The following is a 22,321-nucleotide window of genomic DNA, read 5'->3' on the forward strand; positions in this document are numbered from 1 at the left end:
TTTATATATGAAAGGGGTATGTATACATGAGAAATATGAAAGTGAAGCTTGCTTTAGCGTCAACCGCCGTTTTGGCTCTTACCGTGATCGGCTGCTCCAAAGATGATGAAACAGCTTCTACAGCATCACCGGCTGCATCGTCATCGGTGTCATCCGTACCGACCAAAGCGCCGGAGGTTCGCAAGGACATTACCGTAACCGCTTATGACACGGGGCGTGTCTCCCAAGAAGAAGGAACGAACGAGTCTAATCGCTGGACCAAGTGGATCAACGAGAAAGGGCCTGAGAATGTGAAATTCACAGCGGTTTCTTTTGCCCAGATTAAAGAAAAAACGAATGTCATGTTCGCCTCTGGTTCTGCACCCGACCTCTTAATGGTGTTCGATCCAACGATCAGAAACCCCTTGTACGAGCAAAAACAGCTGCTGCCTCTCGATGATTTGATTGCCAAGAGCTCCACAGATTACAAGAAGCTGCTTGAGCAGAATCCGCTGCTCCGTAAAGCCGGCACCAAGCCAGACGGTAAGCTGTACGAAGTCGGGCATATTCAATGGGTCAATCCGCTGCGTGGTGTCATTATCCGTACAGACTGGTTGAAGAAGCTCGGTCTCGACATGCCGAAAACAACGGACGATTTATATAAGGTTGCGAAGGCTTTTGCTGAACAGGATCCAGACGGGAATGGTAAAAAGGATACGTTTGGTATCGCGTTGGCTGGCTCAATGGAATACACGATCAACCAAATGTTCTATGCAATTAAGCCTTGGGTTGTCAAAGACGGCAAGCTTATCTATAGCTGGGAAAACATTAAGGTTGCGACAGATTTTAAGAAAAAGCTGTACAGTGAAGGCATTGTAGATAAGGACTTTTTCAATGATAAAAATATGGCGAAGGCCAAACAAGACTTTATCACAGGAAAAGTTGGTATCATTTCACCGAATTTTAATACACCGCAGGATATCGTGTCACAGTTTCTAGATCCGCTTCAAAAGAACGTACCTACTGCAACGATGACGCTGATGCCGTTCCCAACAAGTCCATTCGGACGCTTTACGCCTTCGTTGGAAAATCCAGTGCAAATGACAGGTGCTGTTGCGGCTTCAACGAAAAATGCGGACGCTGTAATGAAATATATTGATTTCATGGCAAAGGATTCCACGGCTGATGTTCTCGATAATGGGACGGAAGGCGTTCATACGAAAACAGTTGATGGTTGTGCACAAATTATCGATGCCGACAAATTTAAGAAAGAAGTTAGTGATATCACGGTTTACATGAAAATGCTAACGAATACAGGCTTGCGCTTTAATAAATGTTCCACGGCAGCGGTTCAGTATAAGAGTGACCCGCGAGTGCAGGATTACTACCAATTGCTGCGTGACACGTACCTAACGTTCGATCTGCCTTACGCAGAATTGACGCACTCGGAGCATATGCCGCAGCTGCCGAAAGACCTCGCAACGATTGTGACGAACACAGACAAACAAGTGAATAGTATGGTTGGTGCTGGCAATGGGACGGTTTGGGCCAAATCCATCGTGGAAGGCGATAAATACTCCACAGATGATGCCATGAAGGAAGCCATCGCAATTTGGGAAAAAGCAGACGGCAAGAAAGTCGAAGAGTGGATGGCCAACTGGTACGCAACTCAGAAGGATAATGCTTTTCTTGCGAAAGACATGTATGAAATCGCGAAGCAGCAGGATCAGAAGTACAAACAAATCATGAGCGAAATTAAAAAATAATCCTTAGGAGGGCAGACGCATCAAAGCGATCTACCCAGTAAAGGGGTACCAGGATGGAAGATCAGAAGATTGTGAGTAAGATTACATGTGCCGATGCGAAGCCAGGTCGTACGTTTGAAGGCATCGGCGGCATTACAAGCAATGGGATGTCGAAGCTGCTTATGGATTATCCCGAGCAGCAACGCAATGAAATCATGGATTTATTATTCAAGCCGATGTATGGGGTTAGCTTGCAGCATTTGAAGGTGGAGCTGGGCTCCGATGTGAACACTTCGGCGGGTACCGAGCCGTCGCATATGCGGAGTCGAGCGGATTTTGACATTACACGAGGTTATGGACTACCCATTGCAAAGCTTGCTAAGGAGATCAACCCGGCGCTGCTGCTCGACGCGCTTCGCTGGGGGACGCCGCTTTGGATTCAGAACGACGAGGATAAACTGGCGTATTATTTGAATTTCTTGCGCGGAGCCAAGGACGAATACGGACTTGAATTCGACTTCCTCGGTCCGGATATCAATGAGGGCGCTTTCAGTCGCGATTGGACCGTAAACACGCTAGTCCCTGGCCTCAAGCGGGAAGGCTTCGGCCACATCAAGTTGGTCGCTGACGACAGCGACCATGGCTGGGATATCGCCGACCATGCGGCCGAGGATCCGGAGCTGTTCGAGGCGGTGCACGCCTATGGCGTGCATTATCGCCAGGACAGCACGGAGACGGCCAAGGTCAGCGGGAGATCGCTATGGCTGAGCGAGGACCTCGCGCCATTCCGCCACAGCTTTAGCCGAGGTGCGCTGCATATCGGCAAGCGCATTATCGACATGTATGTCGATGGCAAAATGGTGAAGTACGAGCTGCATCCTTTGCTTGAAGCCGAGTACGAGAACACACCATTTAACTACAAAGGCATCTTAGTTGCCACTTGGCCTTGGTCTGGGCATTACCGGATTGATCCTGGTTTCTGGGTAATTGCCCATTTTACGCAGTTCATGCAGCCTGGTTGGATCTATCTCGATGACGCATGTGGACAATCGGAGACGGGCGGCTATGTGACACTTACCGATCCCAACACGAAGGATATCTCCATCGTTGTGCTTAACAATGGACCAGCGTCATGCCGTTACCAATTCGATACGGGAAATACCGATCGGAAGCTGTATATCTGGAAGACAACCGAACATTCTCACTTTCAACTGGCTGCTACACATCTGGAGTCGGATGGCCCGTATCGATTCACAGCCGAGCCATTTGCCATCTATACAATTACAACGACAACAGGGCAGCGCAAAGGCGATGAAGAGCTAAGCATAACAGCGGAAACGACATTTCCACTTCCGTATCGTGATGACTTCACGGACGGTCGTCCCAGTGGGAATCCGAAGTATTTGTCCGATCAAGGCGGCGCTTTTGAACTTGAGCTGAATTCTGATGACGGTGGTCTAATTCTTCGTCAGCAAGTGAGGGAAGAGCAAATCCCGATCGACTGGACGTATCGCCGAACACCGGAACCCTATACGCTCTTCGGCAGCCTGGAATGGACCAACTATCGGTTGTCGGTAGAGGTCCAGCTGGAACAGCATTCAGGCTATATCGGATTAGGCGGCCGCATTAGCTATACATCCAAAAGCAATGAGCCGCCGGAAGGCTATTGGCTGCGCATGCGACACACGGGGAGGTATGAGCTGATGAAAGGGAAATACCCCCTTTTGCAGGGAGATACGACCGCTTTAAATCCCGAGGCATGGTACGCCTTGGAGCTGGCGTTTGAAGGCAAAACCATTAAAGCCTATTGGAACGGTGAGCAATTGTTTGAACATATCGATAGCGAGATTTCGAGTGGTCATGCGGCACTATTGAGCAGTTACCATCGACATGCGTTCCGTAGCCTGCGGGTCGAGCCTATCACGGAATCCGCACCAGTGGATTGCATCCGCTACCTCAATACCAATGCAGCACTGCACTACTCAGGTGATTGGGGTAGAGCCGATGGTGATTGGAATGTGTATGCACGAACGTTGGCTAAATCAGGAGTTGCTGGAGCAGAGATGTCATTCAGATTCAAGGGAGAAGCCGCAAGCATTGTTGGAAAGACATGTGCCGACGGTGGATTCTTTGATATTTATCTGAATGGCACTTATCAAGGTACGGTTGATACGTACAGACCGCAAACTGGATTCCGCAAATCGTTATACAGCGTGAATGGCCTAGATCCAGATGCAGAGACGGAAATTAAATTAGTTGTCAAAGGGATGAAGCACCCTGAATCCGCAGATACGAGTGTGTACCTGAATGCGGTGGAGGTTGTTGCAGGACAGTTGCTTACGTAAAGGAGGAGTTAACGTACAACGTGGCATAAGCATTGAGCTTGATGTTTGTGTCACGTTTTTTCGTGCTTTCATACATCCATAACGATAAGGGAGATGAGTTCATGTTTAAGTTCAAATCAAGGAAGAGCAGCGCTAACGCCGCACTTGCCCTATCCCTGCTGGCATCCAGTATCGGGGGAATGACTTTGCTTCCCGTTTCAGCTGCAGCAGCGCCAACCGTTGTCAACATCAATGGTACGAATGTAGGCAGCACATATGAAGGCGTTGGCGCCGTTTTTAGTAACGGCATGACGAAGCTGTTGATGGATTATCCGGCTAATCAACGGGATGATATTATGAAAATGTTGTTCAAGCCAAAGTTCGGTGCCTCCTTACAGCATGTCAAAGTGGAAATTGGCAGCGATGTCAATTCATCGTCAGGTACGGAGCCTAGCCATATGAGATCAAGTACCGATTTTGATATTACACGGGGAACGAACTTATGGGCTGCACAGCAAGCCAAAGCCTTGAATCCCTTGATTGAGCTGGAGGCACTGCGATGGGGTACGCCTGCTTGGATTGCGAATGATAACGACTTGTACACCTACTACAAGAAATTTCTGGACGGAGCGCAAGCTAGCTACGGATTAAGCTTTGACTATTTGGCTGCTGATAAAAATGAAAATACCAAAGCGTCCGATTGGAGCACAACCGGTGCTAGCCGCAACTTTGTGGTGAATACCCTTCGGCCGAACTTGAATCAAGACGGATATAGCAATGTCGGTCTTGTGGCGGCGGACAGCAACGTGGGCTGGTTTATCGCAGATAAAGCGGTAACCGATACAGCACTGAGGAATTCGCTGGAAGCGATGAACATCCACTATAATCAAACGAGCACTTCGAATGCGATTAGCACAGGGCTGAAGCTATGGGATGGTGAAGATTTGGCGCCTTCGCGCAGAGATTTTGTCACAGGTCCGTTGGATGTAGCCAATCGAATTATGAGAATGAATGCCGTCGGCAAATTAACGAAGTATGAGATGCACCCAGGAGTCGAAAGTGCTTATACGAGTACCCCTTTTACTTATAAAAGTATGCTGGTAGCGAACACACCTTGGACTGGACACTATGATGTCTTGCCGGGGTTGTGGACGATTGCTCATTTTACCCAATTCTCTGGGATTGGTTGGAAGTACATTGACAGTGGCAACCATGTGGATGATCGTGGCGGCTACATGATGTTGAAAGATCCGTCGAGCAGCAACTGGAGTCTCATCGTGCTGAATACAAGTGCTGTAGCTAAAGACTACACATTCAACCTGTCGGGAGGTCTTTCTACGGGAACCATCCGACCTTGGAAAACAACGGAGAGTACTCAGTTTATTCAACAAAGCAACATCACGCCTTCTGGTGGATCTTTTACCGTTACCATTGATCCGTTCTCTATCTATACCTTTACAACGACCACCGGTCAGCAAAAAGGAACAGCAGCTAATGCGAACCCCGCATCAGAGGCATTCTCGTTAACAACAGATTACACCGACAATTTCGATAGCTATAGCGTTGGCAAAGAGCCTCTCTATTTCTCCGATCAAGGAGGGGCTTTTGAAATCGCAAACGAAGGAAGCGGGAAAGCGTTAGCGCAAGTAATTACGTCAGCAAACAAACCGCTTGATTGGAAGTATCGCTCGACACCTGAGCCGTATTCGATTATGGGCAGCCTGGATTGGCGTAATTATGAGGTGCAATACGATGTGAAGCTGACGAGCTCAACGGGGTACGTGATGATTGGGGGGCGTGTAAATCATAATCGCAAAACGGTTGCTGCGGAAGGTACCGACGTTCCAGCCGACGGCTATCAACTACAGATGCATGACGGTGGAGCTTGGCAGCTAAGAGCAGGGACTCGTCTGCTTGCTTCTGGCACCTACAGCGGATTTGCTGTGAACACATGGTACACCCTGAAGCTTCGCTTTAACGGTACGAACATCAAAGCCCATATCAATCCCGTATCGAATCCCAGCTCTATGACTCAGTTAGCCAGCGTGACAGATACAGACTTTCCGAGTGGTCAGATCCAGCTCGGCAGCGGTTATAACACCGCACGCTTTGATAATTTGTCAATTCGTAAGCTTGATTCTACTACTCAGGTTGATGTGAAACGCTATGATAATGAAGATCCGAACTTGACCTTTGTCGGTGCCTGGGAATATGTCTCTGCAGATTATGAGAATTACTATCGATCACAGGTAGGTTCGAGGACAGCAAACGATAAACTGCAATTTAGTTTCAACGGGACAACAGCGATCCTTATCGGCACTCGTGATATTGATGGCGGTCAAGCGGATGTATACTTGGATGGTAGTGCGACGCCTTCTGAGACAATCGATCTATATGCACCAGAGAAAGAAGATCGCCGTGCAATATATACCGTATCCGGACTGACAGCAGGAAACCATACATTAAAGATAGTTCCCAAAGGTATGCATAGCACAGGCTCAATGGATGATTTTGTGCGAATTGATGCGGTAGAGATTATTGGCGGAACGAATACCATTTCCAAAATGGAGTACCAATTCATCAACGATACGTTTGGTACCGTTAGTCCAGGCCAGTTGCCTCCATTCTGGGCGATCACAGCGGATTCAGGTGTTACCGCGACAGTTGAATTGGATGGAGCAGCGCAAAAGCTGCGCTTGAACGACACCATTCAGACGAACAAAGCCTCTCTAGAGCGCAAAATTTCGCCAGCCAGCGGCACCGTAACATGGGAATTTGAGTATAAACGGACGACCTCGACGGGGAGTTGGAATCGTTTGTTATTGAGTAATAACAGCACGAACGGCATTGAGCTTTATGACACTGATGTATTTGGCTTTGCCTATGCGAAACCGGATGGCAGCAAGGTAACGCTGATGAATCTGACACCTGGCACCAACTACGCCATTAAGGTCGTTGCGAACACAGCAACACAGACCTTCGAGGTATGGATCGACGGGGTCAAAAAGTCCCCGACAACAGCCCCTGTCTTCACAAACACAGTGTCGCAATTCGATCGCATGCGTGTCCAAACCGCTAGTTCCAATACGGCGACTACGACAGCTTATCTAGATAATGTGAGTATTACAGCGCCAGGAGGCACAAGCCAAATGGTTATCAAAGATACGTTTACTGGTTATCCAAATGGAACCTTAGCAGGGGAGCCGCGTACCACAGCGGGTACTAGAAATATACAGGTATTGGACTGGACGGTAGAAGGCGCAGATACATCGCAAACATGTGCCGTAGATACCTCGCAACCAGGAAGTGGTGACAGCAGCTTCAAGTGCACCGATACCTTATCCACGGATCATGTGGAAGCAACACGTGATTTTACGCGCACAAATGCGGGTTCGGTTACCGTGGAATATAAATTTAAACAAGATGCAGTAGGCAAATGGACCAGGTTTTTCGTTGCTAACGGATTAGACAGCGCCATTGAAATCTATGATTCCACTACGGCAGGCGGCCTTGCATTTAAAGATACAGCTGGCAACGAAATCCTATTAGGAGCTATAGCGGCGAATACATGGTATACCGTCCGCTTCGTCATTGATGTCGATGATAAGAATTTCGATGCCTATCTGGATGGCGTACCGAAGCTGATGAATCAAGCTTTCACCAATGGCAGCTTTACCGGAATTGATCGTGCTTTGTTCAAGACAGCAGACAATGCGAGTGTGAACTTGTGGCTCGACAATGTAAAGATCACTTTGCAATAAAAGAAGAGAGCCAAGAGTAAATCTTGGCTCTCTTTCCGTTCGTCAGATAGCACTAGTACAAACACAAGCATCGGCACTAGCCACAGGGCATCTTCGCCAAGCAACTAACTGGAGTTTCTGCAGCTAATTCAAGCGAAATCTAGGCATTTCGCAAAATAACTGGATTTCCTCCCGTTATTTCAGGCCAATTTCGCCATACGGGACATTTCGAGCCAAATTAAATGTAGAATATCCAGTTATACTTCCTAATTACAAATTTTTCTTAGAAATAGATGTAGGAAATCCAGTTAATCCCCACAAGCTACCCAGCCTGGGCACTCACCATAATTCCAACGCAAGCATTGACACTTCCATGGACAAATAGCGCCCTAAAAGGTGCTATTTCAGTAATCACACCGCTCACAAATTTGTGCTATAGTAGTAGAAGTGATTTGTGAAAACGCTTTATATCAATAGGCTCTATATCTTCACGCTCTTATTTATTCACCCTACATCATCCCACCTTGCAAGGAGGTGTTCCACCTTACATGTTCAACATCCGAGCCAGAATGAGCACGATCTACTCACGAATTCTTTTGTTTAACATCTTGCTCGTAATCATCCTTTCATTAGCCCCGCAGCTCATTTATATCCACTATTTTTCTACTGCCTACAATCAGGAAATTAATAGGCAGAGTACACAAGATGTCAACAAGCTCAAATATGCCGTAGATGAAACGATTCTCGATCGCGTTATTCGGCTGGTGAATATTTATTTCTCAGATATTCCAAGCAATGAAGTACTGGCTTATCCGCTCACGCATGATATTAGCGGCAACGGCTTCAAAATCGCCGAGGTCAGCAACTTCCTAACCGATATTCCGTACAAGCTAAACTTTCTGCAATCCGTTGAGGTTTGGTATACGGCAGGGAATGTTTATATCAATGATAAATATAATTCCAATCTGGATTCTGCAGGCTCTTTCAAAAGTGTAGATGAAGCATGGATTAACGTCTTACGGACCATGAATACGCCAAATCGGTGGCTGCCGCCTCGCATAACCATGCCGATGAATACGTCAGTGATCACGTACATTTCGAATATTCCGCTGATCGACAGTCTGGCTAATCGGCAGGCTGTTGTTGCCATCAATATTAAAGAAAGTGCGATTCATAATCTCATTCAATCTTCTCCGACAGATGGCGAAGTTTTATTTGTTGTAGATGAGACAGGAAAAGTACTCGTCCACAGTGATAACCAACTCGTCGGTCAGAATTGGAATCAAAAAGATTACATGGCTACGTTGCTGCAGCAATCAGACACAGGAACCTTCGAAGCATCGGTTGACGGAGTTCAAAGTGTGGTTTCCTTCTCTAAGTCCAAATATAACAACTGGAAATACGTTTCTGTCATCTCAATCGATACGCTGTATCAAAAATCGCAGCAGCTCAAGCGCTATTTGCTGATCACTACAATCATTCTGCTCACAGTAAGCTTGCTCTTTTCCATTTATATGACCCATTGGGCCAATAAACCGCTGCGCAGCATTATTCAAACCATTCGCAATCTGGGAAGCTCCGATGGTCATGAGAAGCAAGCGAAGAACGAGTATACGATGCTCCATCAGGTGATCGATCGGGTATCCCATACCATCACTGATTTGAATCATCAAATGGAGACGAATAAGCCAATCATTCGCGATAAGTTCATCATGCGCTTGCTACAAGGTGATCTTGATCAGACGGATCCGCAAGTAGCTAATATGGAGGCTACGCTGAAACTTGATTTTGATCGGGAGAAAACGGCTTGTATGGCTCTCAAGGTTTTTGGCGCAGAAGGTATTGGCCTGAAGAATGAGATGATGATTCAGTACAGTATGCTGCAACATGTGGAAGAACTCGGTAACTATAGGCTATGTTCGACCATGGACAACGCAGGACATATCATTGTGATCTTCAATTATTCGCACACATTGGATAAAGGGAAGATTCATAGCAGCATCAGCCAGCAGATGAAAGGGAAATTCGTGCTTGGCTTCGGAAGCGAATATGACCACTCTTACGCCAACATCGCACAATCTTACACCGAAGCTTGCGAGTGCTTAAACTACGCCTTCATTATGCCAACGGAATCCTGTATTTCATATGAAGATCTTGCTATCGCGCAACGTAAAGAGCATGGAAGTGGATTACAGATTATCGAACAGCTTTCTGTTGCCTTGCGTAATCGGAATCAGGAGATGGTATCCTCGATTTTAGATATATTACGCAAAGCGCTCGTGTCAGGCAGGTACCACATTGATTATTGCCGGAACACTGTGTTTGATGCGATCTCGATCATTCGTACAACCGCGATTTCCATGGATATCGATCTAGAGCGATTCCTTGGTTATGACATAAGGGATTATGGCCGGAAAATGGATAATGTTGCCGATTTAACCGATTGGCTCACAGGGGTCGCGGTGCAAATCATGGAATACCACACCACCGATGTGACTGACGATGACCCAGGTACCGCGCTGGAACGTCAGATTCTTGCTTATATTGAACAAAACATCTACAACGAAATATCCCTGTCTTCCCTGAGTGAAGGTATTCATATGAACTCGAGCTATGTGAGTCGGATCTACAAATCGGTCATGGGATCGAATTTTTCTGAGCATTTGGCTGGCATCAAAATGAAACACGCCGAAAGTCTCCTTCGAGAAACGGATTTATCGATTAAAGAGATTGCAGCGAAGCTTGGGTATTCGAACCCCCGCTATTTTGCGAATGTGTTCAAAGAGAACTTCGGCTGTACCCCCAAAAGCTATCGAGACAGCCTCGAAAGCTAATCTCCCTACGAGAGCTGCGATGCACATATGCATGGCAGCTTTTTCTCACTCACCCCCAGAGCAAAAAAACAACACAGGTAAAAATAACTGTCATGCAACCGCCTAAATGGAGCATTTTCCCACGATTCTCAACAAAACGTAAAAAAAACAGCACTTCCGTAAAGTTATTGGGCGTTGTCGATCTCACCAGATAAGCCGTACGATAAGGGCATCAAATCGCACACAAGTTTTCGGAACAGGAGGCAAGGAATGGAAAGTAGCGCAATCATCGCAGCACGAGAAGTCAAGGAGCATGTGCAACCGCACCAAACGAAAGAGCGTGCCAGCAAGCTGTATTGGAAACAGAAATATTATTTCTTCATGTTAATGCCCGTCATAGCGTATTATCTCATTTTCCACTATGCCCCCTTATATGGGATTGTGATTGCCTTTCAGAATTACTATCCACTAAAGGGCGTTGCCGGCAGCGAATGGGTAGGGTTTGATCATTTTAAGGAGCTGTTCACAGGACTTTACTTTTTACCCGTTCTGAAGAACACCCTGATCATCTCCACGTATAAATTGATTTTTGGCTTCCCGGCGCCGATCATCCTCTGTCTCATTCTGAATGAGGTTCGCCTCGTCTTTTTTAAAAAAATGGTTCAGACGATCACCTACTTACCGCATTTCATTTCCTGGGTAATTCTCGGCGGGATTGTGATTGAATTTCTATCACCAACGCGAGGTTTGATCAATGCCATCATCATGGAATTTGGCTATAAACCGATCCTTTTCGTGACGAGTGAGACGTACTTTCGATCGATCCTGGTACTCTCCTCTATATGGAAGGAAGTCGGTTGGTCAACGATTATCTACCTAGCGGCGATTACAAGTGTGGATCCAGAGTTGTATGACGCAGCAGATATGGACGGAGCGGGGCGACTTCGGAAAATATGGAACATCACGCTGCCATCCATCATGCCAGTCGTAACCATCATGTTTATTTTCGCGGTAGGCGGCATTATCAATGATGATTTTGATCAAATTTATAACTTACTGAACGCTTCGGTTCTTTCGGTTGGTGATGTCATATCGACATATACGTATCAGATTGGACTTGTGAAAGGCGATTATAGCTTCGCAACGACGGTCGGTTTGTTCAAAAATATCATTGCCTTCTTCTTAATTCTCCTCACGAATTATGTAGCTAAGAAAACCAATGACTATTCCTTATGGTAGGTGATCCGCACATGGACATAGCAACAAAACGTAAGAAGAAACGAACCCTGGAAGATGTCTTCGTAGACACGATCGTCTATGTGACGCTCATCCTGTTAACCTTGCTGACCATCATCCCATTCATGCAAGTTGTCACGGTATCCATGAGCCCGCCAGAAGTCGTGAGCAGCTACGGCATACATTTGATTCCACTCAAATTCAATTGGGACGGTTATCGCAAAATTCTAGCTTATCAGCAGATCTGGACCGGGTATCAGAACACCATTGTCCGAGTCATTCTAGGCATTATCGTCTCGATGACACTGATGATCTTAGCGGCATATCCCTTATCAAAGAAAAATTTGGTGCACCGCAAATTCTGGACGATTTTCATGGTATTCACGATGTTTTTCAGTGGCGGTTTAATCCCGACCTACCTGATTGTCAAAGGCGTCGGTCTCTATAACAGTGTATGGGCGCTTGTGCTGCCTGTCGCCATCAATACGTTTACGATGCTGATCATTCGCAATTATTTCATGTCCCTACCCGAAGAAATTCAAGAATCAGCTCGCATTGATGGCGCGAATGAGTTTGTCATTTTGATGCGCATCATCCTACCGATATCAATACCGATACTGGCAACAGTAGGACTGTGGACATTGGTTTACCATTGGAATGAATGGTTCAACGCGATGATTTATCTCAAGGATTCGAAGAAAGCCGTCTTGCAGCTTGTTCTTCGCAAAATTATGTTCGAAGGTTCCGAACCGCAAGCGGTCGAGACTGTGAATACGATTTATGCCAACACCGACACGATGAAGATGGCTGCCCTGATGGTATCCTTGATTCCCTTGCTAGTTGTCTATCCGTTCATGCAAAAATACTTCGTCAAAGGCGTCATGATCGGCTCATTGAAAGGTTAACCCCAGCCCCCTCACAGGGGATGGTTCACTAACATACATGTCTAGGAGGGTCTAAAAAATGAAAAGAAACGTATTTCGTCATGTAGGCAGCTTGGTGAGCGCAGCATTGTTAGTAGGGAGTTTGGCTGCATGTAGCAGCGGTACAGAAAGCACGACAAGTACAGCAGCACCAGCAGCAACGGGGACAACAGCAACGGCAACCGCAGCAGCAAAGAATGAGGCACCGGTAACGATCGAATGGGCAGGCTATAACATCAACGATGTAGCCCCAGATCCGAACTCCGAAGTTTTGCAGGAAGTGTCCAAACGATTTAACGCGAAGCTCAATGTCTGGACTGCGGATTCACAGAAATACAGTGAAGTGTTCAACGTCCGCATGGCATCGGGAGAAATTCCGGACATTTTGAGGCTGAAAGGCTTTGAATTATCCAAGCTCGTGGACAGCGGGGTAGTAGCGGAAATTCCGGTGGATACGATTAAGCAGAAAGCACCTAACTACTACAAATTAATCATGGACAATGACACCGCAGGATCTGCCTTTCGTTCTAGCACGTATAAAGGCAAAAACTATGGGTTGTCTGCTTTTAATTTAGATGGCACCTACCCGACCAGCCTCGTATGGCGCATGGATTGGCTCAAAAACGTCGGCATCACCAAAGTACCTGAAACATTGTCTGAGTTTGAAGATGCCATTTACAAATTTACGAATAATGACCCTGATAAAAATGGCAAAAAAGACACCTATGGCTTGTCCAGTACAGCCATGCAAACTGTGCTGGGCGCATTTGGACCGATTCCGACAGACGTCATTAAAGGGACAACGCCTTACTCCGCACTCTGGTATACCGTCAAGGATAACAAAGTGACGATGGATGCGATCCAACCAGAGATGAAAGAAGGCCTGAAGCTGCTGGCCAAATGGTACAAAGACGGCGTGATCGATCCTGAGTTCGTTACGGGTGAGAATAAAGGCGGTTATTGGGCGACTTCCCATGCCTTCATTAACAACCGTGTCGGTGTGACGGGCAACGTGATGTATTATCACTGGACACCGCCGCTTACAGAAGGGGATAAAGGCGGCCCGGTTTATCAAGAATTCATGAAAGTGAAGCCGGATGCCAAATATGAGGAAACATGGTCATTCGGCAAAGCCATCAAAGGGCCTGATGGCAAAGCGTATGGTGCGAACATTTGGGGCTATAACAATGAATCACTTGTGATCACGAAGAATGCTGTGAAGGATCCTAGAAAGTTGGACACAATTTTAAAAATGCTGGATACGCTGGTCACTGATAAGGACTATTACATGTTGGCTAACTACGGTGTCAAAGACAAGGATTATGTCATTAACGCAGACGGCTCTGTCGCTTCTAAACTCAAAAATCCAAGTGAAACTGCACAACGCGCTGTGGGTACCTTTGGGATGGTTACGAACAATCCGGATGTGGTGAAGCAGTTGTTCAAAGCCAAATTTGCCGTTGCGGATAAAGTTAAAGGAACAGGTACACCGCCATCCTACCTGCCAAGTGTAGAGGCTTCCGGCAAATACACAGCGGATTTGCAGAAGCTAACAACAGAAAATTACATCAAGATTATTCTAGGCGAGCAACCCGTTGATTCCTTTGATGATTATGTCAAAAAGGCAAGGTCGGCCGGTGCAAACGAGATTGAGAAGCAGTACACCGAAGTCATTAAATAGCTTGCATATGAATTCATTTCTCTGAATTTGAAGACTGTCACATTCGTAGCCAAACTGCAAATGAGGCAGTCTTTTCTTTTCTAGACAAGGAGGACGCTAGCGGCATGAAGTTGACAGATTTCATCACGATAACCGATGTAGAAGCTCATATTATAGGCAAAAGCATGATGGGCCGCATTTTTCCTGCCTTAGAGGATCGGGAGGCTTGGGCCAACGTGCCCGAGGCCTTACAGCAAGCTTGGGTGACACAAGCAGAGTCTTACCTGAACTATGAATGGCCATCTTTACGTGCTACCGCATTTATGGCCTATTTCGAAGAGGGAAGTCGTAAGCCTTACGATTCCGTTGAGATAGAAAGACGAAGTGCTCTTTGCACACTTTTAATCGCAGAATGCATCGATGGCAAAGGCCGCTTCCTTCGGGAGATCACGAACCTCATCTGGCTCCTTTGTGAGGAGACGACGTGGTGCGCGCCGGCTCATCATTACTTATCCCTTCGACCGGGGGAGATACTCTCAGATGTAGAAGAACCTTTATTCGACCTATCGGCCGGTGAAACCGCTGCGTTACTTGCCTGGACGTCGCATTTACTGAAATCTCCGCTTGATGAGATCTCTCCCTTCATTAGAGAGCGCATCCGTGTTGAACTAGAACGCCGCATTATTACGCCCTACACCGATCGAAATGATTTTTGGTGGATGGGCTTTGGCGAACGAGAAGTTAACAACTGGAACCCTTGGTGCAATGCGAATATGTTGACCGTCTTGCTGCTCCAAGAGTTGGAGCCGGAATGGAAATTAAAACTTTTCGATAAAGTACTGCGCAGCTTGGATCGGTACATAGAGGTGCAGTTCGAGGATGGCGGCTGCGACGAAGGTTCAACGTACTGGGCTAGAGCGGCGGGGATGCTTTTGGTCAACCTTGAGCTGCTGTATCGAGCATCAGATGGGGCGCTGCAGGTTTACGATCAACCCTTGATTAGAAAGCTAGGACAATTCGTCTCCAACATGCATATTGACGACCATTACTATGTTAATTTCGCGGATGGCTCTGCGATCGCTTCACAGGATTACAGCATGATCCACTTGTATGGCTCGCGTATTCAGGATGATCAGCTTCGTGCATTGGGGCAGATTGGCTTCCGCAGCTATCAGGTATCTGATCGAAAAGGGAAGGGAATTTCCTTTTTCCAAGAAATGATCAGCTTGCATAGCTTCGCAAGTATTCATGCAGAGGCAGCGCTGGAGCCACCATTAGTCCAAGATGTATGGCTTCCGAATCTGCAAGTGATGGCAGCAAGGGAAATGGAAGGCTCGTCGCAAGGCCTATTTGTGGCCATCAAAGGCGGTCACAACGGTGAAAGCCATAACCATAATGACATTGGTCATTTTGTGGTTTATGTGAACGGGAAGCCGTTCTTGATTGATATCGGGGTGGAGACGTATACCCAGAAGACTTTCAGTCCACAGCGATATGAGATTTGGACGATGCAGTCTGGCTATCACAGTGTGCCGGTCATCCATGGTTATGAGCAAAAGGAAGGCCGTTCCTTCCGTGCGGAGGACGTTACCTATGCGCACATCGAAGCCGCTGTCCGTTTCGAGGTAGAGCTAGCCAGTGCTTATCCGGATGAAGCGGGCGTGCAGAGTTGGCATCGCAGTCTAACACTGCATAGAGGACTGAACCCATCTGTTGAGCTGCGGGAATCGTGTTTGTTTGTTGAGCCTACCGATCAAGTGCTTCTCCATATCATGTCAAGTCAACTCCCCCGGCATCATGAGCAGGGTCAGATACGTTTGCAAGATCATGCGAACAATCAGCTCATTCTTTTTTATGAGCATGAGCAATGGGAGGCCGTGTTTGAACACATCACGATAACAGACGAAAGTTTGGTACGGGTGTGGGGAGACAGCCTGCATCGCATTCAATTTAAACTTCGTCATGCCGTACAACAAGGCAGTTGGGTGTTTCGGATGTCGGAGCAGTAGGATCAACTCATCGCCAAGTGTTCATGAAGGAGGGGAATTATGAAGCTAAGCGTGATCATCTTATTTCTAGCTATTTTTGTGACGACAGGCTGCTCCGAGCGGCAAAATCATTCATTAGCGGGTTCCTTACCCGCAACTGTGGCTTATATCAATGATTCCGCGATAGATGAGCGAGAGTTTCAACTTTTTTTACATGATGTGAAGGCTCAGACTGCTGGCTACTTTAAGCAGACCTATAATGCGGATAACTCATCCTCCTTTTGGACTACAAGCTTTCAGGGCGAGGTGCCGATCGAGAAAGCAAAACAACTGGCACTAGACCGATTGAAAGAAGTCAAAGTTCAACAGTTTTTAGCCCAAGAATACGGCCTTGTGAATGACCTTAGCTATGCGGTCTTTCTCGAGAATTGGTTAACGGAAAATCAGCGTAGGGAAAAGGCAATCAAGAATAATCAAGTCATATACGGTCCTAAGCAGTATGACGAACGAGGCTATTACACCTATGTTTTTTCCAATTTAGTTTTGAAAGTGAAAGCGGTTTTTAAAGAACAGACGGCACCGAAGGGAGGTGACACGGACGCTAGCGGCTTAACGGATGATCAAAAGCAACGCGCGCTAGACGCCAGTTACACAGAGAAAGTGAAGCAATTGGCAGCCGCTGCACAAGTGAGGATTGTGGAGCACATCTATCAAGAAATAAGGCTGCAATAAGTCGTGTTCTTGATTAGACCTCAAATGAAAGCGCTTATATTTCGAGTTAAAGGAGAATGAATAATGAAAATATCCAAAGCATTTCGATTGTGCCTAACTGTCGGCCTAATTTTTACACTCCTAGTAACGGTCGTAGTATCCATGCCTGCATTTTCGACTACAACTTATGCGAACAATACAACCTACTATGTCGATTCGGCCGGAGGTAGTGATAGTAACAATGGTTTGAGCACTGGTGCACCATGGCAAACGTTAACCAAAGTCAACAGCACGACCTTTTTGCCAGGGGATAAAATCCTTTTTAAATCAGGCTCTGTCTGGACGGGACAATTGCATCCGCTAGGGTCCGGAGCTTCGGGATCCCCCATCATCATCGATAAATACGGCACAGGCAATAAACCGATTATTAATGGGAATGGATTAACCGGGGGCACGGTGTATTTTTACAATCAGCAGTATTGGGAACTCAATAATTTGGAAGTAACGAACACTTCCGCTTCGGCAGGTGATCGTTACGGGGTTAAGGTTGAGGCGCATGATGTGGGAACCTATAACCATTTTTACATCCGAAACATGTATGTTCACGACGTCACTGGAACGAATACTGATGCGCTAAAAGTAACCGGCGGTATCTTTGTGACCGTGTCGGGAACCGCTGTAAGAACAAAATGGAACGATGTTCTTATTGATGGCAATACGATTGAGCGCACAGATCGCACGGGAATTAGCAACGGCAGTTCATGGGGGAACAATGACGGGGCAGGCAACTTTGAGCCGTACACGAATCTTGTCATCAGCAACAACACGCTGAACGATATCGGCGGAGATGGCATTGTTATGAGAGCTTCTATTGATGGTTTGATTCAATATAACGTGGTGAATACAGCCCATGCGCGGGATACCCATTATAATGTGGCGATCTGGGCCATCAACAGCACGAATCCTGTCATGCAATATAACGAAGCCTACAATACCAAAACAACCAATGACGGCCAAGGCTTTGACTGCGACTTTAACTTGACGGGCTGTACCGTTCAGTACAATTATAGTCATGACAATGAGGGCGGCTTCCTTTTGATCATGGGGAGTGGATCGAAAAGAAATGATAATATGATTGTCCGTTATAATATTAGTCAGAATGATCGAGCGCGTATTTTCCAATTCGATAGCAGCTATACCCCATTGAATAGCCAAATTTATAATAATACGTTCTATATTGGTTCTGGTTTGAGCACAAATATCACAACAGGGATTGGAGGAAGTAATCCGCTCTCTTTTAAAAACAACATTGTCTACAACGCGGGCAGCGGCGGGTACGCCGTCAAAGCGAATGATGTGTATGATTACAATGTTTTCTATGGTAACCATCCTGCCAGTGAGCCAAGCGATGCTCATAAATTAACGACAGATCCGCTCCTTGCAGGGGCAGGCAGTGGTGGCATTGGTTTAAACACGGTGAATGGCTATAAGCTGGGAACAGGTTCCCCTGCTTTGTCCTCTGGGGTCCTAATCAGCAGCAATGGCGGCAAAGACTACTGGGGTAACACTGTCTCATCGTCGACTGCACCGAATCGCGGTGCGTACAATGGTGCTGGTGTCGTCCTGACTACCCCTAATACTTGGATAGCTGTAGATGATGCGAATGTGAGAGATGGCACTTACGCCACTACGAATCAAGCTGGAACAACGGCTGTTACGGTTGATACGAAGAACGACTTAACCAGCTACAAACGGGATGGTTATTTTAAATTCGATTTTAACAGTTATAGCGGTACCGTCGCTAATGCAACGATCACATTGAAGCCAATCACAGCAGCAATGAGCGGCATTCAAAATGAGGTCGCACTCGTTAGCGACAACACCTGGACAGAAGGCGCCATCACCTGGGATACGAAGCCTTCCTCCAGCACCGTGCTTGGCACGTATACGATCGTTGCTGGTACGCCGATTACCATTAATGTAACTTCTCAGGTACAAGCGGCGATGTCTACTGGCAAAAAGCTCTCCATTCGCGTATACAGCACGTCAGCAGTAAATTCAAATGGAAACGTCTCTTTCGCATCAAGTGAGAGCATCACCAGCACCGATCGACCTAAGTTAACGATAACACCATAATCACATAAGGGCTGAGTGCTTGAAACCGATGTCGACAGGAAGTGACGCGGTCTCGGTGCTCAGTTTTTACTTTTTAGGACTTGTCTTCCCTGTTTCAGCAAATGCTTGATCTCATTCGCAATAATGCGTACGCCCGTATCAATGCGATCCTCAGGTACCCGTGTGATGCTAAGATTCATTAAAGGCAGCGGTTCAAAACTTGGCAAGTAATTAGGCGTAAGGTTTTGAATTAATACCTGCTTCTTTTGCAATCTTTCCACCAAAAGCGGAATCGGCAAATGAGGAGGGAACATGATATGCGTGTATACACCAGATTGGCTTGGGGGAGCTACTAGATAGCTATCCTCCTTATAGGCATGCAGTGATCTATGCAACTGCTGTAACTGTCTCGAATACGCATCCCTGATGGCATATTTACGGCGTTCGAACATACCGCTCTGAATATAAATTTCCAAGGCTGCTTGGGAAAGCATGGGGCTATCAATGTCGGCTACCTTTTTATATGTGCGGAATACGTCATTCAGAGCTGGGGGGAGAACGGCAACGCCGACTCTTAACCCGGGGAACAGGATTTTAGCGTAGCTTTTTAAATAAATGACGTGAGAAGAATCATAGGCGTAAATTGGATCTGATTTCGAATCCATTTCTAGGTCTGCCAAATAATCATCTTCAACTATATACACGTCGTATCGTTTGGCTAGCTTGGCAATTGCTTTTTTTGTGCCCTCAGGGTAGGAGCAGCCAAGCGGGTTGTGAAAACGCGGCATCGTATAGAAGAACTTTATGTCCTCCGTACGGAAGAGATGCTCCAAGTGATTTAAGTCGATATCACCCTGTGGTGAACGACGAATACCGTGTACGGGCAGCTGGTAGCTTTCGACTAATTGGATAAACAAATGATAGCTAGGCTGCTCCATCAGAATTCCGCGCTTTTTGTTCGGAAAAGGCATCAATGCCAAGATAGAGAGGGCCTGCTGCACACCGGAAGTGATATGAATGTGATCGGGTTTCGTGAATACCTGGTAGTTAGCCAAATGCTTACATAGAAGCCGTAGTAATGAGGGCAATCCTTGCGGTGTCCCGTAAATAAACAATTCATTTTTGTACATATCAAAAGCTTTATCAACACAATGTTTAAAGTCCAAGTAAGGAAACAGCTCGGGATCTGGTGCAGCAGAGGAGAAGTCAAATACCATATTCTCAGGTAGCTGCTGACTTGCTCCTCGTTGTTGCACCGCGTAATAACCGCTTTGAGGGATCGAATAGATAAGATGGCGACTTTCCAGAAGGGTAAAAGCACGAATCACAGTGCTCTTGTTGCACGCATACTGAATGGAGAGATCTCTAATAGAAGGAAGCTTCTGTCCAGCTTTGAATTGCCCCTGTTCGAGTTGCTGTTCAATGTCATTCACAATAAGCAAATATTTATACATGAGCGTTGAACCTCCGTTCTTCATCTTAGAATTGTACCGGTACAGTTGCCGCGTAAAAGCATTGTTGTGCATAGCTCAAGGACTTATGCTGATATCAGAGAACGTTTCAGTCAGCCGATTGGCTAGACGTATTCTATTATGAGTAAGGAGTTGAAGAGATGACATCTCACAAAGAAAGAAAACTTGCCTATTTACTAGCTGTACTCAATGCAGTCATTATCGGTATTTCATTTTTATTTGCCAAAATAGCGCTGGACTACGCGCAACCCCTCGATACGCTGATGTATCGATTTGCCGTATCGTTTCTTGGATTATCGCTGCCAGTTGTTTTGGGAATCGTAAAATTGCGCTATCGCGGCAAGCCCATTGGCAAAGCACTTTTACTCTCATCTATGTATCCATTGGGCTTTTTCACCTTACAAGCGTATGGCTTACAGCACGCAACCGCCGCTGAGGCGGGGATCCTCTACGCATTTACACCTATCCTTACCATGTTGTGTGCATCGCTCTTTTTGAAAGAATCGACCAATCGGGCTCAGAAGCTTGCGATATGTTGCTCGGTGTTCGGTGTTGTATTTATCTTTCTAATGAAGGGAGCTGAGTTAGACATCTCTAATATAACAGGCATCTCCTTGCTAATTCTCACTAGTGTTTCATTTGCGGGATACAGCGTAATGGCACGCTCCTTATCCAAACAATTTAGTCCATCTGAAATCAGTTACTTGATGCTGAGCACCGGATTTGTAGTGTTTCTAATCTCCTCATTAATTACACATTGGAAAGTGGGATCTTTCGAGAACTTGATAATGCCTTTGTCTCATCCACTCTTTCTTGTGTCAATACTATTCTTAGGCCTGGTGTCTTCTCTAGTAACGGCTCTGGCGTCAACGTATGTGCTGTCCAAAATCGAAGCTTCCCAAATGAGTGTCTTCACGAATCTTTCCACACTGGTTACAATTGCTGCAGGCGCGTTATTCCTAGGAGAGGAAGTAACACGATATCATGTTATTGGCTCAGTATTAATCATTGCTGGCGTACTCGGTACCCAAAATTATAATGGACTTACCAAGGAAGTTCCCAAGTTGAACAGATCTGTTTGATTGCCAAACATTCGGAGAGATAACTGGTGGCGGCTGAAGCGATTAAATCATTTTGCAATTGGAAAAATAAAACATTGCCATGTGTTTACCATCCATGCTATATTATCACTTCGGCCGCAAGACAGACAGGCTGGCAACGAAAAAGAATGAAAAAAGAATTTCAAAAAAAGCTTGCAAATAAAAAATGAACATGGTATATTACTTTTCGCTGCTTCGGTAACACGGCAGCGAACGAAAGAAATTGATCTTTGAAAACTGAACAACGAGTGAGTAAGCACGAACGAGTAATCGTTCAAAAAGAGATTGCAAAATCTCGCTAGCTTCAAATGAGCACAAATCATCAAACCCTTAGGGGCCCCCGGAAAGTAATTGGAATTCTCTTCGGAGCTTTCACTTCACTTTATGGGGAAAACTTTATGGAGAGTTTGATCCTGGCTCAGGACGAACGCTGGCGGCGTGCCTAATACATGCAAGTCGAGCGGGTTTATCCTTCGGGATAAGCTAGCGGCGGACGGGTGAGTAACACGTAGGTA

Annotated in this window: 13 protein-coding genes and 1 rRNA gene; 13 read left to right on the plus strand and 1 reads right to left on the minus strand. The window is 46.3% G+C overall.

Annotation, left to right across the window (positions count from 1 at the left end; all coding sequences use genetic code 11):
- Nucleotides 1-26: 26 nt before the first annotated feature.
- From HQN88_RS36270 to HQN88_RS36315, 10 genes are all read left to right on the plus strand, one after another.
- Nucleotides 27-1,745, plus strand: a complete 1,719-nt coding sequence (locus HQN88_RS36270) for a type 2 periplasmic-binding domain-containing protein (RefSeq protein WP_173121341.1) — start codon at nt 27-29, stop codon at nt 1,743-1,745.
- Nucleotides 1,746-1,798: 53 nt separating this feature from the next.
- Entirely contained in the window at nt 1,799-4,069 is a 2,271-nt protein-coding gene (locus tag HQN88_RS36275) for a glycoside hydrolase family 30 protein (RefSeq protein WP_173121343.1), read from the plus strand.
- Between the two features lie 101 nt (nt 4,070-4,170).
- Nucleotides 4,171-7,809, plus strand: a complete 3,639-nt coding sequence (locus HQN88_RS36280) for a hypothetical protein (RefSeq protein WP_173121345.1) — start codon at nt 4,171-4,173, stop codon at nt 7,807-7,809.
- Between the two features lie 527 nt (nt 7,810-8,336).
- Nucleotides 8,337-10,622, plus strand: coding sequence for a helix-turn-helix domain-containing protein (locus tag HQN88_RS36285; protein WP_173121347.1), 2,286 nt, complete (start codon nt 8,337-8,339; stop codon nt 10,620-10,622).
- A 249-nt stretch (nt 10,623-10,871) separates the two neighbouring features.
- Entirely contained in the window at nt 10,872-11,840 is a 969-nt protein-coding gene (locus tag HQN88_RS36290) for an ABC transporter permease (RefSeq protein ID WP_171630487.1), read from the plus strand.
- Between the two features lie 11 nt (nt 11,841-11,851).
- Complete coding sequence (locus HQN88_RS36295) at nt 11,852-12,742, plus strand: carbohydrate ABC transporter permease (protein WP_173121349.1); 891 nt, start codon at nt 11,852-11,854, stop codon at nt 12,740-12,742.
- A gap of 58 nt (nt 12,743-12,800) precedes the next feature.
- Nucleotides 12,801-14,441, plus strand: a complete 1,641-nt coding sequence (locus tag HQN88_RS36300; protein ID WP_173121350.1) for a type 2 periplasmic-binding domain-containing protein — start codon at nt 12,801-12,803, stop codon at nt 14,439-14,441.
- Between the two features lie 104 nt (nt 14,442-14,545).
- Nucleotides 14,546-16,429, plus strand: coding sequence for a heparinase II/III domain-containing protein (locus tag HQN88_RS36305; protein ID WP_173121351.1), 1,884 nt, complete (start codon nt 14,546-14,548; stop codon nt 16,427-16,429).
- 39 nt (nt 16,430-16,468) lie between these two features.
- Nucleotides 16,469-17,140: a hypothetical protein gene (locus HQN88_RS36310; RefSeq protein WP_173121353.1), complete on the plus strand. Its 672-nt coding sequence runs from the start codon at nt 16,469-16,471 to the stop codon at nt 17,138-17,140.
- 63 nt (nt 17,141-17,203) lie between these two features.
- On the plus strand, nt 17,204-19,255 hold the full coding sequence (locus HQN88_RS36315) for a CBM96 family carbohydrate-binding protein (protein WP_173121355.1): 2,052 nt from the start codon (nt 17,204-17,206) through the stop codon (nt 19,253-19,255).
- Between the two features lie 59 nt (nt 19,256-19,314).
- Here HQN88_RS36315 and HQN88_RS36320 read toward each other — a convergent pair whose 3' ends face one another.
- Nucleotides 19,315-20,688 carry an aminotransferase-like domain-containing protein gene (locus HQN88_RS36320; protein WP_173121357.1) on the minus strand — a complete coding sequence of 458 codons (1,374 nt, stop codon included), beginning with the start codon at nt 20,686-20,688 and terminating at the stop codon, nt 19,315-19,317.
- Nucleotides 20,689-20,846: 158 nt separating this feature from the next.
- Between HQN88_RS36320 and HQN88_RS36325 the strand changes: the two genes are divergently transcribed.
- The 3 genes from HQN88_RS36325 to HQN88_RS36335 all read left to right on the plus strand — a co-directional run.
- Nucleotides 20,847-21,788 (plus strand): DMT family transporter, encoded by a 942-nt coding sequence (locus tag HQN88_RS36325; RefSeq protein WP_173121359.1) that lies wholly within the window; start codon nt 20,847-20,849, stop codon nt 21,786-21,788.
- 26 nt (nt 21,789-21,814) lie between these two features.
- Complete coding sequence (locus HQN88_RS36330; protein WP_173121361.1) at nt 21,815-21,976, plus strand: hypothetical protein; 162 nt, start codon at nt 21,815-21,817, stop codon at nt 21,974-21,976.
- Between the two features lie 225 nt (nt 21,977-22,201).
- Nucleotides 22,202-22,321 (plus strand): 16S ribosomal RNA (locus HQN88_RS36335); the annotation flags it as partial.

The sequence above is a fragment of the Paenibacillus qinlingensis genome (assembly GCF_013204845.1).
In the GTDB taxonomy this organism is placed as follows: Bacteria; Bacillota; Bacilli; order Paenibacillales; family NBRC-103111; genus Paenibacillus_E; species Paenibacillus_E qinlingensis.